Below are 2,380 nucleotides of genomic sequence, written 5' to 3'. Positions count from 1 at the left end.
GTGTTGATGCACTGCGAGCCGCGCCCGAGCACGGTGACGACGCCGCCCTCGTCCACCGTCGCCAGGTCGCCGAGCAGCACCCACCGCTCGCCGCGCGCGGTGAAGAAGGTCTCCGCGGTCCTGGCCGGGTCGTTGTGGTAGCCGAGCGGGACGTGGCCGCGCTGGGCCAGCCGCCCCGGCACGCCCGGGGGTACCGGGCGGTGGGTGACCGGGTCCACCACGGTCGTACGGCTGTTCACACGCAACCGGAAGCCGCGCTCCGGGCCCGAGTCCTCCGTGGCCGTGCCGTTGAAACCCGACTCGGAGGAACCGAAGTTGTTCAGCAGGCTCACCCCGGGCAGCAGCCGCGCGAACTGCTCGCGGACCGTCTCCGAGAGCATCGCTCCCGAGCTGCTGACGCTCAGCAGCGACGAGCAGTCCGTGCCGCGCAGGGGGCCGTCGAGCGTGTCCAGCAGCGGGCGCAGCATCGCGTCGCCGACCAGGGACAGGCTCGTCACCCGCTCCCGGCCGACGGTCCGCAGCACCTCCTCCGGCGCGTACTTGCGGTGCAGGACGACCTTCTGGCCCAGGCAGAAGGCGATGAGCGCGGTCAGTGTCGACGTCCCGTGCATCAGGGGAGCGGTGGGGAAGAAGACGAGTCCCTCGCCGCCCGCCGCGACCCGCGCCGCCAGCTCCTCGGGGCGCCGGACGGGCTCGCCGCGCGGGGCGCCGCTGGCCAGACCGGAGAAGAAGAGGTCCTCCTGCCGCCACACCACGCCCTTGGGCATGCCGGTGGTCCCGCCGGTGTAGATGATGAATCGGTCGTCGCCCGAGCGGTCGCCCGTGGCGCGCCCCGGCGAGGCGGATGCCTCGGCGTCCGCGAGGGCGACCGGCGCGATCCGCGGTCTCGGGGCGTCCGCCGGGGGCGTCCCGGCCCGGACCAGATGGCGCAGCCGGTTCCCCGCCCGGGGGAGGGCCGCCGCTACCCGCCCGGTGAACTCCGCGTCGAAGACGAGCGCCGCCAGGTCCGCGTCGCGGTACAGATAGGCCAGCTCGTCCTCGACATACCGGTAGTTGACGTTCACCGGCACGGCCCGGATCTTCAGGCAGGCCCAGAGGGCCTGGAGGTACTCCACGCCGTTGTAGAGGTGGAGCCCGACGTGCTCGCCCCGGCCGATCCCGTGCTCGCGCAGGTGCGCCCCCAGCCGGTCGGCGGCGGTGTCGAGCTCCGCGTAGGTCAGCCGGCGCTCGGCGCCGCCGCCCGGGTGGTCGAGATGGACCAGGGCCTCACGGCCGGGAACCGTGTCGACGACCGACTCGAAGAGGTCGGCGAGGTTGAAGTCCATGGCCCTACAAATTATCTGACGTAGCGTCAGAAGACTATTGAAGCGCCCGGCCGTCTCCGCCACGCTGTTCCCCGGACCGACGGGAGGACCGCCATGGACGCCATGGATGCCACGGACGCCAGGGACGCCACGGACGACGGCCGGCCGGCCGGCACCCCGCATCTCACCGTGGAGCACGTCGGCGCGACCCTCGTGCTCACCCTCGACCGGCCCGAGGCCCGCAACGCGCTCTCGCCGCCCATGCTCGTCGGGCTGTACGACGGCTGGCTCGCCGCCGACGCCGACGACGGCGTCCGCTCGATCGTCCTCACCGGCGCCGGCGGAGCCTTCTGCTCCGGCATGGACCTCAAGGCCCTGGCCGGCGGCGCCACCGCCGGCGGCCCCTGGCGGGCCCGCTTCGACGCCGACCCGGACCTGCACTGGAAGGCCATGCTCCGCCACCACCGGCCGCGCAAACCCGTCATCGCCGCCGTCGAGGGACCCTGCGTCGCCGGAGGCACCGAGATCCTCCAGGGCACCGACATCCGCGTCGCCGGTGCGAGCGCCACCTTCGGGCTCTTCGAGGTGCGCCGCGGACTCTTCCCCATCGGCGGCTCCACCGTCCGCCTGCCCCGGCAGATCCCCCGCACCCACGCCCTGGAGATGCTCCTCACCGGCCGCCCCTACACGGCCGACGAGGCCGAACGCATCGGCCTCGTCGGCCACGTCGTCCCCGACGGCACCGCCCTGGCCAAGGCCCTGGAGATCGCCGAACTGATCAACGCCAACGCCCCGCTCGCCGTCGAGGCCGTCAAAGCCTGCGTCCACGACGCCGCCGCCCTCCCCGAACCCGAGGCGCTCCGGCTCGAACTCGACCGTGGCCGCCCCGTCTTCGACACCGCCGACGCGAAGGAGGGCGCCCGCGCCTTCGCCGAGAAACGGCCCGCCGTCTACCGGCGGGCCTAGCGGCCGGCCACCTGGTCATGGCCGATGCCTCGGTCGTGGTGGCCGCACATGCCGCCGGATCCTCGCCGCAGTGGCTGATCGCCGTTGCGGCGGACAGTTCCTCTCACGCC

At 73.6% G+C, this 2,380-nt stretch carries 2 protein-coding genes; one reads left to right on the top strand and one right to left on the bottom strand.

Annotated features, from left to right (window positions below; all coding sequences use genetic code 11):
* A partial coding sequence (locus tag AB0K09_RS32465; RefSeq protein ID WP_366068983.1) for an AMP-binding protein occupies positions 1-1,325 on the bottom strand: 1,325 nt, incomplete at its 3' end.
* Between the two features lie 93 nt (positions 1,326-1,418).
* Here AB0K09_RS32465 and AB0K09_RS32460 point away from each other — a divergent pair.
* On the top strand, positions 1,419-2,270 hold the full coding sequence (locus AB0K09_RS32460; protein WP_366068982.1) for a crotonase/enoyl-CoA hydratase family protein: 852 nt from the start codon (positions 1,419-1,421) through the stop codon (positions 2,268-2,270).
* The last annotated feature ends 110 nt before the right edge of the window (positions 2,271-2,380 follow it).

This window comes from Streptomyces sp. NPDC049577 (assembly GCF_040675635.1).
GTDB lineage: Bacteria > Actinomycetota > Actinomycetes > Streptomycetales > Streptomycetaceae > Streptomyces.
The sequence above is the reverse complement of the archived record's forward strand: the minus strand, read 5'-3'. Positions and strand labels throughout refer to the sequence as shown.